This window comes from Amedibacillus sp. YH-ame10 (genome assembly GCF_053848885.1).
Genome location: NZ_JBSPFA010000001.1, coordinates 101873 through 116420, shown reverse-complemented (window position 1 = coordinate 116420; position 14548 = coordinate 101873). Strand labels below are relative to the sequence as shown.

The following is a 14548-nucleotide window of genomic DNA, read 5'->3' as shown; positions in this document are numbered from 1 at the left end:
AAATTCGTTATTTCCTTTGATGTAAGATTTGTTTCATGTTATATTATTAGCGAGGTGTTGAATTATGAAAATAGGATTTATATCATTAGGATGTAGTAAAAACCTAGTGGACAGTGAAAAAATGATGGGCATGATTACGAGTGGACAACATGAATTGGTTGCCAATGCACAAGAAGCAGAGGCGATTATTATCAATACATGCGGGTTTATCAATTCTGCAAAAGAAGAAGCAATTAACACAATCTTTAAAATGGCAGAATATAAACAGCAAAATTGTAAGAAGTTAATTGTGGTAGGGTGTTTAGCGCAGCGCTATAAAGATACTCTACAACAAGAGATACCTGAAATTGATGCGGTGATTAGTATTAAAGAGTACCCTCATCTTCATGAGATATTAGGGGAATTATTAAATGGAAAAGATTTGATTAGCTATGATAAATGCGAACGCAAAGTTTCTTCAAAACCTTGGAGTGCATACTTAAAGATAGCAGAAGGATGTAGCAATCGTTGTACCTATTGTGCAATTCCTTTGATTCGTGGAGGGAATGTAAGCTTTCCTATGGAACAATTGGTCATAGAGGCAAAAGAACTTGCGAAGCGTGGTGTAAAAGAACTTGTTTTAATTGCACAAGATACTACAAAGTATGGTGTGGATTTATATGAGAAACGCTCCTTGTTAGATCTTTTACAGAAGGTTCATGAAATCGAAGGGTTTCATTGGATTCGTATATTATATATGTATCCAGATGAAATTGATGAAGAGTTGATAGAGGGAATGGCGAAATTACCAAAAGTCTTACCATATTTCGATATTCCTATGCAACATGCGAACAATCGTATGTTGGAAGCAATGAATCGTAGAGGTAGTAAGGAAGAAGTACTATCCCTTGTGAAAAAGATTCGTGCTACATTTGCACAAGCGACACTGCGTACAACGTTTATTATTGGATTTCCAACAGAAACGAAAGAAGACTTTGATGAGTTGATGGGATTTGTAGAAGATGTACATTGGGATCGTATGGGCGCATTTACGTATTCGCCAGAAGAAGATACACCTGCTTTTGAAATGAAACAAGATGTGAGTGAAGAAGAAAAAGAAACACGTCTTGCGCATTTGATGAAACGTCAAGAAGAAATATCTTATGAAAATCAAAAAGCGATGATTGGAAAAACAATCGAAGTATTGGTGGAAGATCAAGAGGGATTGACTGGAATGTATCGCGGAAGAGGTGCTAGTAGTGCACCAGATGAAGTCGATGGGATTGTTATGTTTAAAAGTGAACGCTACATACCATTTGGTAGCTTTGTAAATGTAAACATAACTAGCGCTCTTCCACATGATCTCATAGGAGAAGAAGTTTGTTAAAAGGGTTAGATCCAATTTTGTCAAAGGAGCCAAAAGCGTTAATTCTAGGCTCTATGCCAAGTGTAACCTCACTTGATAAACAAGAATACTATGGATTTAAACATAATCGCTTTTGGAACATCATGCATGTATGTTATGGTATGCCGATAGACACCTATGAAGAAAAGAAGAACATCATCCAAACACAACATTTGATATTGTGGGATGTGATTGGTAGTTGTGAGCGAGAGGGGAGTTTAGATAGCGCCATTCGAAATGTTGTTGTAAATGATATCGAAGCACTGTTAAAACAATATCCACAAATCACAACGGTTCTATGTAATGGGAAGAAGAGTTATGATTTGTATCAGAAATATTTTTCTCACTTACAAGTTTCTTATATATATGTACCAAGTACAAGCAATGCCAATCGAAGTTTAAAAGAAGAAGCATTGATTCAAAAATGGGTAGACGCCCTACATAACCTATAAAACGATAAGGGAAGTTCTTGAGAAAGGACTTCCTTTTGCATATTTATTTTTAATTGATTCTATATTTTCGTAGACATTTTCGAAGTCTCGTCCTATAATAAAAAGAAAATATGGAGGTACTTTATGGAAATTATCATGTGTAAAACGGATGAACAATTAAAAGAACTTGCGCAAAAGGCGAATGAAATTTGGCATGAATATTTTATCAATATAATTACACTAGAACAAATTGAATATATGGTGGAGAAGTTTCAAAGCTATAAAGCAATTAAGCATGCGATAGAAGAGGAAAACTATACCTATTTTCTAGCGTATGAAGAGCAAACCTTAATTGGATATTGTGGTGTAAAGTTAGAGGAAGAGCGTTTATTCTTGAGTAAACTATATTTACAAAAAGAAAGTCGTGGAAAAGGATTATCTTCTGCAATGTTAAAACAAGCCATTGCTTTTGCGAAAGAACATCACAAAAAAGCAATCTATTTAACTTGTAATAAATACAATACTCACAGTTTAGATGTTTATAAAGCAAAGAACTTCTATGTCGTTGATTCTGTAGAAAGCGACATTGGCAATGGCTTTATTATGGATGATTATATTCTTCAATTAGATTTATAGAGCACGCAAGTGCTTTTTTCTTTCACGTACACAAAGACATATACCATATTGCAATCACCACGTAGTATGTGAGGGAAGGAGGAATATGTATGCCAATACGAGGGATTGATGTATCTGAACACAATGGCGTTATCAATTGGGAGAATATGAAAGCACAGGGTTTATCATTTGTGATCATTCGTTCTAGTTGGGGACACTTTGTAGAAGATAAACAATTTCGACGCAATGTGAAGGAATGTGATCGTTTAGGGATTCCTTATGGATTGTATCACTATTCTTATGTAAGCAATAAAGAGGAAATGAAAGTAGAAGCAGATGGATTTATTGGGCTGTGCAAGTCATGTAAACCATTGTATCCATGTTATATTGATATGGAGGATGCGGATGGATGGAAAGCGAGTTTGAATGTTAGTAATGAAATGAATGTAGAGACTTGTTACTACACCTGTGATGCTTTGGAACAAGCAGGATTTTATGCAGGGATTTATGCGAATCTTGATTGGTTAACCAATCGTATAAATTCAAGTAGATTGGATCGCTTTGATAAATGGGTTGCACAGTGGGCAAGTACTAATAGCTATTCATTACCTTATGGAATGTGGCAGTATACAAGTGATGGTTCTATACCAGGCCATAATGGACGATTGGATATGGATTACGCCTATTATGATTATCCAGTGATTATCAAGGAACAAGGATTAAATGGGTATGGAACTCCAACCGTAGATCCTACACCACCAACTCCATCCCCAACCCCTAAATATGCTGTAGGAACACCAGTTACTTACACTGGATTATGGACACAGAGCAATGGAGGGAATTGGTATCCCAAATCCGCTCTAGCAATCAAAGAAGGTGTCATTACCAAAGTAATCGTTGGGGCAGAGCATCCATATCTTATCAATCATGGAACTGGATGGGCAAATGATCAAGTCATTGATGATGAGAAGAGTGTACCAGGAGGAAGTGGCGATATAGTTTATATTGTAAAATCAGGAGATACATTGAGTGGTATTGCGGCAAATTATGGAACCACGTATCAAGCATTAGCACAATACAATGGAATCGCAAATCCAAGCCTAATCTATAGCGGGCAGAAAATAAGGATTCCAAGATAAAAAAGCGTTCCTGTTTCTACTCGTTGAAATGGGAACGTTTTACTATGTTCGCTTTTTTTGTGGTTTTATGTTATACTATAAAAACTGAAATATTGAATTCGTAAACGTATTAACTCATATAATTATATGTATTATGAACACCGATAGGTGTATTTCATGTGTGGAAAGGAGAGTGAAATATGAAGAAAGATACACAAAAACAGAAATGTATGTGCAGTATAGAACATAAATACTGCGATAAAGCTTATTGTAAACATTGGAGAGACATCATGAAACAGATGATTTTAAATAGATAAGCAATACTAGTATCACTCTTATCCTAGAGGATGCTTTTTTATATGAAAAAACCTTCGAATAAGAATTTCTATTCAAAGGTTATTTTTTTCATGGTGACCTCTCAGGGAATCGAACCCTGGACCCACTGATTAAGAGTCAGTTGCTCTGCCAGCTGAGCTAAGAAGTCATATCTTTTTACTTGCTAGGTTATTATATCAAATATATAAAAAAAAACAAGACAATTTTATAAAAAAAGGCAATCATTTGGAATATGTGATGTTGTGGTTTGCGAGTGGAAACCTAGAAAGATAGGGAGAAATGTTGTATAATAAAACATATCGTATGGAGAGGAAGATGCTTGTGTTATTTCGAAAAAATAAACAACGTAACGATGAGGAATCGTTAGAGAATAATGATATTTTGGCATTGACTTCACTTGTACCCCTTTGCAATGGACAGGTTCGTAAGGATGCTTTTATCATAGAAGACTATGATATCTATGTATATGCAGATGTCGCTTCTTTACAAGACAATGTTGCGCAGATTGTATATCAACTTCATCATGAATGGTTACAAGAACCTATTGTAGAATCTGTTGCGGCAAGTGGAGATACGTTGGTAAATGCTATACATAATGCTGCACAAAGTTTCTATGAACATATATTAGCCCTTTATATAGAAGCGTTAACACCAGGTACTATTATGCATAAGGAACGTGTTGTTCAAGATGAATATGCGCTTTATCGAAGCGAAATCAATGGTGTGGGACGACGTGAAGGCGTCTTAGAAGGTGACTTCTGGGATATGTTAAGAGAAGATTTGTTGGGGTATGTTCGCGATGATAAAGTGTATTGGATTCGCACTTTTGCCTCAAAGAATAAAGATAATGTTATTTGCGAAGTGAAAATCAATGGGAAAGAGATTAGTGCACTGAGTGAGAAAATGATTGCGTATGCAGAAGAGTGGAATTGTTTGGATGCATACCATACGGAAAAACAAGGGATTTTATTAATGAAAGTAGATGAACAAGCACAGCCATTTATAGAAGAAGTTGTGGATATAAAACAAGTGATACTACAAGCAATCCATAGTTTTGATAAGTGCAAATCAGTGGAAGAATATAAAGCTATTCGGAAGCAATTGTTGAAACAATGTAATGATGAATCCCTAGCGTATGAAATATTTTCTATGATTCCTGAATTCTATTGTATGTATGCTTATGCAAAGGTGGAGTTTAAAGATGCAGTTTATTTGGTGCGAAAAGGGGAAGAAACAAAAGAAGTTCATAAAGATCAGGTCTCTAGTTATGAATTGGTAAAAGATTGTGTGTTTGAACATTTAAACAATGAGATGTTATCACGAGATGTGATTGAAAACGTGCTTCAGTATAGTGCAAATGCAAAGGCAATTCAGCAAGCATTAGCACAAGGAAATCAAATGGAAGAATTGTTGTTGCCAGGAATTGGGATACGTATTCCTTCCAATTATAAACTTAAATAAAAAAAGATTGACGAGTATATAAAGGTGTGTTATCATTAATAAGCAGAAAAGTTAGTGGAAAGTTAGAAGCACCCCTTCTCACCTGATGTCTTAAGGCATAGGTAAAAGCTACATCATATCGTAAAGAAATTATGAGTATGGTTATTGAGCGGGTGCATAATGTGTACCCGCTTTTCTTATGGCAGCAAATGGAGGTGTCTATTATAAATAAGAAAGTTATTCCTAACAATGTAAACGACGACTTAGTCAATGAAAAAATCAAGTTTAAAGAAGTTATGGTTATTGACGCAAACGGAGATAAGCTTGGTGTTAAGATGCGTCGTGAAGCTTTAGAAATTGCATACAATCAAGAACTTGATTTGTTATGTGTTGCGCCTAAAGCGATTCCACCTGTATGTAAGGTGCTTGATTATGGAAAGTATCGTTTTGAGCAACAGAAAAAGGCAAAAGAAGCGAAACGTAATCAGCAGGTTACGGAGGTGAAGCCAATTCGTTTATCACCAGTTATTGATAAACACGACTTTGATACAAAAATGCGTCATGCACGTAAATGGATCGAAGACGGAATGAAGGTTAAAGTAGATATGCGTTTTAGAGGACGTTTAATTACAAGACTTGAAGTTGGTAAAAAAATTATGAATAGCTTCACTGAAGAAATAGCAGATATTGCGAACGTTGAGAAGAGACCTCTTCTTGAAGGTAATACAATGTCTTGCGTATTGGCACCAAAGAAAAAATAGTTAACATTAATAAGAGGAGGTACTACTAATGCCAAAAATGAAATCACATAGTGGACTAGCAAAACGTGTTAAAAAGACTGGTTCAGGAAAATTAAAAAGAAGTCATGCTTATACTTCTCACCGTTTCCATGGGAAAACAACAAAACAGAAACGTCACTTAAGAAAGTCTAGCACTGTACATGATACAGATTTCAAACGTATCAAACAGATGTTAGTGAAATAGAGGAGGAATAAACAATGCCAAGAGTTAAAGGTGGATATACAACACGTCAGAGAAGAAAAAAAGTATTAAAATTAGCAAAAGGTTATTTTGGAGCTAAACATATTTTATATAAAACTGCTCATGAGCAAGTTATGCATTCATTCAAATATGCATACAATGACCGTAAAGATTTAAAACGTAATATGCGTAAATTGTGGATTGCACGTATCAACGCTGCAGCTAGAATGAACGATATTTCATATTCTAAATTAATGCATGGTTTAAAATTAGCGAACGTTACAATCAACCGTAAGATGTTAGCTGAAATTGCAATTCATGATGCTGCAGGATTCACTGCAATCGTTGAAACTGCAAAAAAAGCAATCGCTAATCCTAAAGCTGTAGCTGCAGTAGAAGCTCCAGTTGCTAAGGAAGAAGTAAAAGCTGAAAAAGCAGTAGCAAAAACTGAAACAACAGATTTAGCTTCTTTAAAAGTTGCTGAATTACGCGATCTTGCAAAAGAAAAAAATGTAGAAGGTTTTTCTACAATGAAAAAAGCTGAATTAATTGAAGCATTAAGCAAATAATTCAAACATATGAAAAGCACCTTACAGGTGCTTTTTCTTGAAGATAAGACAATATAGAAATATCCTTAGTAAAGGAGGAGAAAACATGTTGAATACACGTCATACATTAAATGAGCTTTTAGTAGATTTATTTAACCATATCTTATTGATAGAAGAAAAAAATCTACGTGATCATGGTGTAACATTATCTATGACAGAAGTACATATTCTAGAAAATATAGAAAAAAGCGAATCAAAAATGATGTCAGCAATTGCGAAACGTTTGATGGTAACACAAGGAACGTTGACAGTTTCTACTTCAAAGCTAGTAAAAAAAGGATATGTAGAACGCTTAAAGGATGAAAAAGATAAACGTATCGTACGTTTACAACTTACGGATAAAGCAAATCATGTACTTGAAGAACATAGTCGTTTTCATGATGAGATGATTGAGAAGTTGTTAAATGAACTTGAACTTGATAAAGAACAAGAACTTATACAATCTCTTCGTAATATAATGGAATTCTTTAAATCAAAATATTAGATCCTGACTTTGGTTTGGATCTTTTTTATGTTGAATTTTGTAAAATGCGAAACTTTGACTTTTCAATTCATGAAGTAGATGCTATAATAAATTCATAAAAGTTAATAGTTGATAGAGAAAACGAGTATCAGATGAGGAAATCATTTTTTGGTATCTCGTTTTTTTTGTGTTGTTAGGAGGATAAATATGAAAGAGATTATGGTTATTGGATCGGGCATTATAGGAAGTTTTATAGCCCATGAGTTGTCACAGTATGATGTGCATGTTACGATTGTTGAAAAACATCACGATATCTGTGAAGAAGTGAGTGCCGCAAATAGTGCTATTGTACATGCGGGGTATGACCCAGAAGAAGGAACACTGAAGGGAAGATTGAACAAAAGAGGAGCGGATATGTATCCATCCATTTGTAAACAGCTTCATGTAGATTATGTAAAATGTGGTGCGATTGTTGCGGCTTGTGGAGAAGAGGAAGAAAAAGAATTGGAAACGTTGTATCAAAGAGCAGTACGAAGAAATATCGATGTAACCTATTTGACTCGTCAGGAGATTTTACAACGAGAACCTAATATTTCAGAAGCGGTCACAAAAGCAATGGATGTTCCAAGTACAGCAGTGATTACACCATGGGAAGTGTGCAATGCTTTGTTGGATGAATGCTTGTCGAATGCTTGTGATATCAAACTAGGTGAAGAAGTCATTGATGTAAAGAAAGAAGACAATGTGATATGTGTTACGACTACAAAAGGAACATATCAAGTGGATATGTTGATCAATGCTGCGGGTATTGGTGCACAAAGAGTGATGGAAATGATCGAAGAAAATCCATTGTTTCACATTACACCAAAGAGAGGGCAATACTTCATATTATCCAAACGTGCAAAGGGATTTGTAAATGAAATTATATATCCAGTACCTACAAAAGTAGGAAAAGGGGTTTTGGCAATTCCTACTGTTCATGGGAATACTTTATTAGGTCCTAATAGTGAATTAGAGATGGATGAAGATACTTCTACAACAAGTGAAGGACTAGCAAGTGTAAAAGAAAAACTAGCAAAGACATTAACGAATGTTCCTTATCAAGAAGTAATTCATACGTATAGTGGACTTCGTCCAACAGGAAATGATAATGATTTCTTTTGTGAGTATTCAAAAACTAGCAAACAGATTGTTCATTGTGCATGCATTGATTCACCAGGCCTTGCGAGTGCACCAGCCATTGGAGAATATGTGGTGAATGAATTCGTTTTTCCTGCCATGGAATTAAAACGTAAAGCAAAGTATCAGCATCGTATGGTACAAGAACGCATGCAGGATAAATCTCTTACTGAGAAACAAGAACTTATTAAACATAATAAAGCATTTGGACATATCATTTGTCGTTGTGAAGAAATTAGTGAACAAGAAGTTGTGGATTGTATACATCGTCCTTGTGGCGCACGTAGCATCAAAGGAGTTAAGAAACGTGTGCGTCCAGGCATGGGGAAATGTCAGGGTGGATTTTGTGAAATAGAAGTCGCAAGAATATTAGCTAGAGAATTAAATATTCCATTAGAGGAAGTCCCATATGATGGTGAAACTTACTTTGAAGTAAGCAAGGGGGTAAGATAATGAAACGATACGATATGGTAGTCATTGGTGGGGGTAGTGCAGGTATGAGCGCTGCATTAAAGGCAAGAGAAATGGGGATTCAAGATATTTTAATTTTAGAACGCAGTGAAGAATTGGGTGGTATCTTACAACAATGTATTCATAATGGATTTGGTTTGCAAGTATTTAAAGAAGAATTAAGTGGACCGATGTATGCGCAACGTTATATGGAACAAGTAGAAAAAGAAGGTATTGCCTATAAAATTAATACGACTGTTTTAGAAGTACACGAAGATCGAGAAGTATTATATGTAAATGATGAAGAAGGATATGTGTGGGTACAAGCAAAGAGTATTGTATTTGCGAGTGGATGTTATGAAAGAAATCGTGGAGCAATACAAATTCCAGGAAAGCGACTTCCAGGAGTATATACAGCAGGAAGTGCGCAACGTTATTTAAACCTTGAAAATATTCGTGTAGGAAAGAAAGTGTTTATACTTGGAAGTGGTGATATTGGTTTGATCATGGCAAGAAGAATGACACTAGAGGGAGCAAATGTAGTTGGTGTTGCGGAAATCATGCCTTATAGCAATGGTTTAACAAGAAATATCGTACAGTGTTTAAAGGATTACGATATACCTTTATATCTATCTCATACAGTGGTGGATATTCAAGGGAAAGATCATGTGGAACGTATTGTAATTGCAGAAGTAGATGAACAAAAACGTCCTATGAAAGGAACAGAGAAAACCTTTGAAGTAGATACCTTATTGTTATCCGTTGGATTGATTCCAGAGAATGAACTTGGAGTAAGTGCAGGAATTACATTAGACGCAAGAACCAAAGGTGCTGTTGTAAATGAATACTTTGAAACCAATATTCCTCATGTTTATGCATGTGGAAATGCTTTGCATGTGCATGACATCGTGGATTATGTAAGTATGGAGGCAAGTGAAGCAGGAGAGAGTGCCGCCAATGATATTCTTCATCAAGTACGAGGAAGTCGTGATATTCGTTGTATCGCAAAACAAGGTGTATCTTATGTAATGCCTCAATATGTATCATCCACGCCTCAAAAAGATATCACAATTTGTTTTCGACCAACACTTCCTTGTAAGCATGTAGAGGTAGTTATAAAAGATGGAGAACGCATTATTAAAACGATTAAGAAAAGATACTTATTGCCAGCAGAAATGGAACGTATCAAAGTGAAGAAAGAAGATTTAGGAACGTTAACCCAAGAAGTAAGCGTGGAGGTGAATGAATTATGAGAAAAGAACTTGATTGCATCGTATGTCCGATGAGTTGTCATTTAGAAATTGAGCTTGATAATGAAGAAGTTGTTTCTGTTACGGGGAATACTTGTCCAAGAGGAAAAGCATTTGCGATTAGCGAATTAAGCTGTCCTATGCGAATGATTACCACTACCGTAAGAATTCATGATGGTTTACATCCATTATTGCCAGTTATTAGTTCACAAAATATCCCAAAAAGTAAAATTTTTGATATAATGAATGTATGCAAAACACTAGAGGTGAAAGCTCCTATTCAAGTAGGTGATATTCTTGTGAAAAATATCGCGGATAGTGGTGCGGATTTACTAGCTTCTAGATCAATGGAAATGAGGAAATAACTTGATTGATCAAAAGATAATCCCTGTGATATCGGATTGGAAAACATTTGAAAAGTTCTTAGTTGGAAAACATTGTTGGTGTATTCTTATGGATTTTCATATCAACTTTATGGAAGAACTCTTTATGAAATTACATGCACATGATAAAAAGGGGATTGTACACATGGACTTGATTAAAGGAGTCCAAAATGATACCTTTGGAACACAATATATGTGTCAAAAGTTACGAGCAGATGGAATTATATCTACAAAACCTAAAGCAATCGAAGCCGCAAAAGCGAATCATGCGGTTTCTATTTTAAGGGTGTTTCTTATCGATTCTCGCTCTTTACTAAAGAGTGCACAGTTGGCAGAAACATTAAAACCAGATTATGTAGAAATACTCCCTGGAATTATTCCTAATGCGAAAGCTATGATGCAAAAGTATTGTGATGTACCACTGATTGCAGGTGGTCTTATCAAAACCAAAGAAGATGTGGCTACTTGCCTTCAAAGTGGTATGTCTGCGATTACAACAAGTTCATTAACCTTATGTGATATGGAGGAAGACGTATGAAAAAGGCATTGGTACTAGGGGGCGGCGGTAGCAAGGGGGCCTATGAAATAGGTGTTTGGAAAGCTTTAAATGAATTGGACATGAAGTTTGATATTGTCACTGGTACAAGTATTGGTGCACTTATTGGAGTGCTTGTTGTACAAAATGATTATGAAAAAGCACTACAGTTATGGGAACATTTAAGTGTAGAAGATGTCATGGTCAATGGTGTTAATATGGATATGGATATCGAACTTATCATGTCACAAAAAGGAAAGTATATCGATTTTTTATCAAGTTATCTGCATCATAAAGGGGCAGATATATCTCCGTTTGTAGAAATTGTAAAAAATATGTACGATCCTAAGAAGTTTTTTGAAAGCAAATTGGATTATGGTTGTATGACTGTTAATTTTTCAAAACACTGTGCACAACCTATGTTAAAAAAAGATATGAGTGAAATAGATGTAGTAGATTATATTATCGCAAGTGCTTCTTGTTTCCCAGCATTTCCTATGAAAATCATTAACGATGAAAAATTCATCGATGGTGGATATCATGATAATGTACCAATTGAATTGGCACGTGCTATGGGTGCTGAAGAAATTGTTGCGGTGGATTTAAAGAGTATTGGGAAATATCAAGTACACAAACCACAACCAGATACGATTTATATTGAACCTTATGTACCATTAGGAAGCTTTCTATTGTTTGAAAAAGATCGCATTGAGCGTAATATGAAATTAGGTTATCAAGATGCGATGAAAGCGTTTGGTAAATATTGGGGATACATTTATACATTTCCTCTTACGGAAACAGAATGTATTTCAGATTTTGAAGATAAGATGGAAGATGCATTCTTTAACATAGATGTTATTTTGGTTAGAGATAAAATGAAACTACTAACGAAGAAAGTGGTAGATCATGAAATCAAACATGCGTTGGAAGATTATCAAACCTATGAACATCCGTTTTTAGCACTAATAGAGCGTATCGCGTTTGATTTTGAAATTGATGATTTAGAAATAAGAAACTTCAATGAACTCGTTGAAGAAGTCTTACAAATCGCAGATCATAACGTTACTACTTTTCATCGAGATGAACATAGTAAACTTGGTATTAAAGAATCATTGGAAAGCTTAAAAGGAGAATCTTCTCAAGGATTGTTAAGTTACATTTACCATTATGTAACAAAAGCAACCAGTGATCAAAGTCGCGAAACAGAATTGTTATGTGCAATGTTTCCCGACGCTTTCTTAAAAGCATATGCATTATATGCAATAAAACAAGGATTTCAATTTGAATAGATTAGAGGAAGGATACTCTTTGTATCCTTTTTCTAATCTATTGTTGCGAATGCAGTACATACAATCATGTCAAATATATAGATAATGATTTCATGTTTTAATGGAAATTGTTAATCTTTTCGATTTTTCAATATCAATGTATACTGTCAATGTAAAGCTGTTAACGCTTACACATAGACAGAAAGGAGGAACTATGAGAGAAAAGAATATTGTAAGAGATTTAATGGATAGCAAAGCATATTGTAGCTTGGATTACTTTGCGCAACGTTATCAAGTAAGTGCGAGAACCATTAGTAATGATATAAAGTATTTAACCCGAATCTCAAAGAAAAATGGATTTGAAATATTATTGAAGCGTAAAGAAGGATATTATTTAAAAATTGTAGATAAAGAAAAGTTGCTTGATTTTCTACAAGATGAAGATATTCAAACAAGTCCTATCAAAGATCGAATCCTTGTGATTTTGACTCGATTGTTATCACAACCATCTTATCAAAAACAAGATGATTTAGCAGATGACTTACAAATTAGCAGATCCATGATCAAACTCGATATGAACAAAGTAGAAGAGCGATTAGCACAATATGAATTATGTTTGAATCGCAAAGCACATTTTGGAATCTGTGTGGAAGGCGATTATCATAACCGCAAAGCCTTATTGATGGATTTGATGGATCAAGATGACTATGTGGAAGAAAAAATCGATGAACTTATTGATAAAGAAAAAATGAAGTTGATCGATAAGAAATTGATTGAACTATTACGTACTTATGATCTTAGTACCAATTACGCAGAGATGATGAAACTGGATCGTTATTTAAAAATTACAATTGCGTTATGTAAAAATGGATTTGTAAATGATGAACAAGTATCGCTTAATAATTCGCAATATATTGATATTGCCATGAGCTTAAAAGAGGAAATAGAACGTATTAGTAGTCTTGATATCAATCGTGGGGAAGTTGCGGATATCGCAGAATACTTGCGTATGAAAACCAAACCTAAAACAGTGACCTTAAATTATGATGATGAATTAAAAGAAGATATCTTGAAATTCTTAGAAGAAGCGGATGCACAATATGAAACTGCATTTCTAAAAGATCGTGATTTTATACAAAGTTTGTTTGCCCATGTATCCTTATTGGTGGATCGTTTGCATCAAAGTATTTCTTTCGATAATCCTTTGGTACAAGAGATTAGCGCGAAATATCCAGAGATATTTAATATCTCCATTAAGTTCGCAAATATGCTAGAGAGTCGTTACAAAGTAAAGGCTACACAAGATGAAATTGGATTTATCGCTACGCATTTCGCAGCGCATATGGAAAAAGAATATCGCAATAAACTTCGCTCTTTTAATAAAATTGCTATTGTTTGTTCCTCTGGAGGAGGAAGTGCCTTCCTCATTAAATTAAAAATTGAATCCTTGTTTAGTGATGCCGATGTCGCTACGTTCTCTTTCATGGAAATGGAAGATTTACATCGATATTCACCAGATATCATCTTCACCATAAAAGAACTTCAAGATAGCTTCAATGTCCCAGTGGTACTCATTAAAGAATTGCTAAACGATGAAGATATTCAAAAAATAAAACATATGTTTGAATTCTGTGGCATTGAAAGGAAGAAAGAACTGAAGTTAGACACCTTTCATTCTTTATTTCGCAAAGATGCTTTCTGGATGTTAGATGAAGGAAGTTATAAAGAGATTATCAAAACAATGTCATCTTCGCTAGTGTTGAATGGTTATGCACAAGCAGGGTATAGCGAATATGTATTGCAAAGAGAAGACGTATTGTCTACGGTGTATAGCAATGGAATTGCGATTCCACATCCAATTGAAATGTGTTCTGATCATAATATGTTGGCTGTAGGAATCGTGAAACACGATTTAAAAGAAGAAAATAAGGTAGTGAAAGTTATCTTCTTAGTAAACTTGCAAAAGGGGAACTTGGAAATACATCAAAATATATCGAGAGTTCTCTTTGAAGTAATGCAGGATGAACGACTCGTTGATAAGATTCGTAATTCTTCATCTTATGAAGACTTTATGAAGAATATAAGTAAGTTAGACTTTTAAAGGAGG

The 14548-nt window shown here is 34.8% G+C and carries 15 protein-coding genes, 1 tRNA gene and 1 pseudogene; 16 read left to right on the top strand and 1 reads right to left on the bottom strand.

The window, feature by feature from the left end; translation table 11 throughout:
* The first annotated feature begins 64 nt into the window (after positions 1-64).
* From rimO to ACWG42_RS00585, 4 genes are all read left to right on the top strand, one after another.
* On the top strand, positions 65-1366 hold the full coding sequence (gene rimO / locus ACWG42_RS00600; protein ID WP_455789497.1) for a 30S ribosomal protein S12 methylthiotransferase RimO: 1302 nt from the start codon (positions 65-67) through the stop codon (positions 1364-1366).
* On the top strand, positions 1360-1836 hold the full coding sequence (locus ACWG42_RS00595; RefSeq protein ID WP_455789496.1) for a DNA-deoxyinosine glycosylase: 477 nt from the start codon (positions 1360-1362) through the stop codon (positions 1834-1836). The genes rimO and ACWG42_RS00595 overlap by 7 nt, the downstream gene beginning before the upstream one ends.
* A 123-nt stretch (positions 1837-1959) precedes the next feature.
* On the top strand, positions 1960-2451 hold the full coding sequence (locus ACWG42_RS00590; RefSeq protein WP_455789494.1) for a GNAT family N-acetyltransferase: 492 nt from the start codon (positions 1960-1962) through the stop codon (positions 2449-2451).
* Positions 2452-2540: 89 nt separating this feature from the next.
* On the top strand, positions 2541-3569 hold the full coding sequence (locus ACWG42_RS00585; RefSeq protein WP_455789493.1) for a GH25 family lysozyme: 1029 nt from the start codon (positions 2541-2543) through the stop codon (positions 3567-3569).
* Between the two features lie 387 nt (positions 3570-3956).
* Here the strand turns inward: ACWG42_RS00585 and ACWG42_RS00580 are convergent.
* Positions 3957-4032, bottom strand: a tRNA-Lys gene (locus ACWG42_RS00580).
* A 131-nt stretch (positions 4033-4163) separates the two neighbouring features.
* Between ACWG42_RS00580 and ACWG42_RS00575 the strand changes: the two genes are divergently transcribed.
* The 12 genes and pseudogenes from ACWG42_RS00575 to ACWG42_RS00520 all read left to right on the top strand — a co-directional run bounded on the left by ACWG42_RS00575 (position 4164) and on the right by ACWG42_RS00520 (position 14542).
* Positions 4164-5345, top strand: a complete 1182-nt coding sequence (locus ACWG42_RS00575) for a DUF6348 family protein (RefSeq protein WP_455789491.1) — start codon at positions 4164-4166, stop codon at positions 5343-5345.
* Between the two features lie 188 nt (positions 5346-5533).
* On the top strand, positions 5534-6085 hold the full coding sequence (gene infC, locus ACWG42_RS00570) for a translation initiation factor IF-3 (protein WP_455789625.1): 552 nt from the start codon (positions 5534-5536) through the stop codon (positions 6083-6085).
* 28 nt (positions 6086-6113) lie between these two features.
* The gene (gene rpmI, locus ACWG42_RS00565) at positions 6114-6308 is read left to right on the top strand and encodes a 50S ribosomal protein L35 (RefSeq protein ID WP_455789490.1); all 195 of its coding nucleotides are present in this window, start codon (positions 6114-6116) and stop codon (positions 6306-6308) included.
* A 14-nt stretch (positions 6309-6322) separates the two neighbouring features.
* Positions 6323-6676 (top strand): annotated as a pseudogene (gene rplT, locus ACWG42_RS00560) (50S ribosomal protein L20); the annotation flags it as partial.
* Positions 6671-6874 (top strand): Rho termination factor N-terminal domain-containing protein, encoded by a 204-nt coding sequence (locus ACWG42_RS00555; protein ID WP_455789624.1) that lies wholly within the window; start codon positions 6671-6673, stop codon positions 6872-6874. The pseudogene rplT and the gene ACWG42_RS00555, both read left to right, overlap by 6 nt.
* 85 nt (positions 6875-6959) lie before the next feature.
* Positions 6960-7397, top strand: a complete 438-nt coding sequence (locus ACWG42_RS00550; RefSeq protein ID WP_455789489.1) for a MarR family winged helix-turn-helix transcriptional regulator — start codon at positions 6960-6962, stop codon at positions 7395-7397.
* A gap of 186 nt (positions 7398-7583) precedes the next feature.
* A complete protein-coding gene (locus ACWG42_RS00545; RefSeq protein WP_455789488.1) occupies positions 7584-9008 on the top strand; it encodes an FAD-dependent oxidoreductase in 1425 nt (474 codons plus the stop codon).
* A complete protein-coding gene (locus ACWG42_RS00540; protein ID WP_455789487.1) occupies positions 9008-10258 on the top strand; it encodes an NAD(P)/FAD-dependent oxidoreductase in 1251 nt (416 codons plus the stop codon). The genes ACWG42_RS00545 and ACWG42_RS00540 overlap by 1 nt, the downstream gene beginning before the upstream one ends.
* Positions 10255-10620 (top strand): DUF1667 domain-containing protein, encoded by a 366-nt coding sequence (locus tag ACWG42_RS00535; protein WP_455789486.1) that lies wholly within the window; start codon positions 10255-10257, stop codon positions 10618-10620. The genes ACWG42_RS00540 and ACWG42_RS00535 overlap by 4 nt, the downstream gene beginning before the upstream one ends.
* Before the next feature lies 1 nt (position 10621).
* A complete protein-coding gene (locus ACWG42_RS00530) occupies positions 10622-11176 on the top strand; it encodes a glycerol-3-phosphate responsive antiterminator (protein ID WP_455789485.1) in 555 nt (184 codons plus the stop codon).
* Positions 11173-12462 carry a patatin-like phospholipase family protein gene (locus ACWG42_RS00525; protein ID WP_455789483.1) on the top strand — a complete coding sequence of 430 codons (1290 nt, stop codon included), beginning with the start codon at positions 11173-11175 and terminating at the stop codon, positions 12460-12462. Before ACWG42_RS00530 ends, ACWG42_RS00525 begins: the two co-directional genes overlap by 4 nt.
* Before the next feature lie 193 nt (positions 12463-12655).
* A complete protein-coding gene (locus ACWG42_RS00520) occupies positions 12656-14542 on the top strand; it encodes a BglG family transcription antiterminator (protein ID WP_455789482.1) in 1887 nt (628 codons plus the stop codon).
* Positions 14543-14548 lie beyond the last annotated feature (6 nt).